1 protein-coding gene is annotated in these 949 nt (G+C 62.6%); it reads left to right on the top strand.

Going from position 1 to position 949, the window contains the following annotated elements:
* The first annotated feature begins 22 nt into the window (after nucleotides 1-22).
* Nucleotides 23-931 (top strand): phosphonate ABC transporter substrate-binding protein, encoded by a 909-nt coding sequence (gene phnD, locus EN994_RS33170; RefSeq protein ID WP_063169040.1) that lies wholly within the window; start codon nucleotides 23-25, stop codon nucleotides 929-931.
* Nucleotides 932-949 lie beyond the last annotated feature (18 nt).

Genomic DNA, 949 nt, shown 5'->3' with positions numbered 1-949 from the left:
GAACCTACAGGAGAAATATCCAATGTTCAGGAAGATGGTCTTTGGCGCCGTTTCGGTGCTCGCCATGGCGACCAGCATGGCCCATGCCGCCGACATGAAGGAATTTCGCGTCGGCATTCTCGGCGGCGAAAACGAAACCGACCGGCTGCGCAACTACCAGTGCCTCGCCGACCATTTGAAGGCCGAATTCGGCTTCGAAAAGGTCTCGCTGTTCCCCGCCGCCGACTATGACGGCGTCATCCAGGGCCTGCTCGGCGGCACGCTCGACTTCGCCGAACTCGGCGCTTCCGGCTACGCCAGCGTCGCTCTCAAGGACCCGAAGGCGGTCACCCCGATCCTCACCACCCAGCAGACCGACGGCGCCACCGGCTATTATTCGATCGGCCTGGCGCTGAAATCCTCCGGCATCACCGACATCAAGTCGGCCAAGGGCAAGAAGCTCGGCTACGCCGATCCGGATTCTACCTCCGGCTACCTGATCCCGCTGACCCAGATCCCGAAGGATACCGGCGCTTCGAACGAAACCTTCTTCGCCTCGACCCAGTTCAACGGCGGTCACGAGAACAACGTCCTGGCCGTGCGTGACGGCAAGGTCGACGTGGCGGTGGACGATTCTTCCGGCATCGGCGACTTCAAGGACGGCTACACCTCCGGCACCTTCCACAAGGAAGTCGCCAAGGGCGCCGTCGACCCCAACGACTTCGTCGAAGTCTGGCGCTCGGGTCTGATCCCGAACGGCCCGCTGGTCGTGCGCACCGCGCTCGGCGACGAAATGACCGCCAAGCTCGCCGACTTCTTCACGCAGTTGCCGAAGAAGGACAAGGCTTGCTTCGAAGGCGTCGAGGGCGGCGACTTTACCGGCTACGTCCCGGTTAAGGCGGACTTCTACAACGTCATCGTCGAAGCCCGTAAGGCAGCCATCGGCGGCTAACGGCGAAACCAGGAAGGG

This window comes from Mesorhizobium sp. M7A.F.Ca.CA.002.09.1.1 (genome assembly GCF_003998555.1).
GTDB classification, from domain to species: Bacteria; Pseudomonadota; Alphaproteobacteria; order Rhizobiales; family Rhizobiaceae; genus Mesorhizobium; species Mesorhizobium ciceri.
This window is presented reverse-complemented; position numbering and strand designations above follow the sequence as displayed.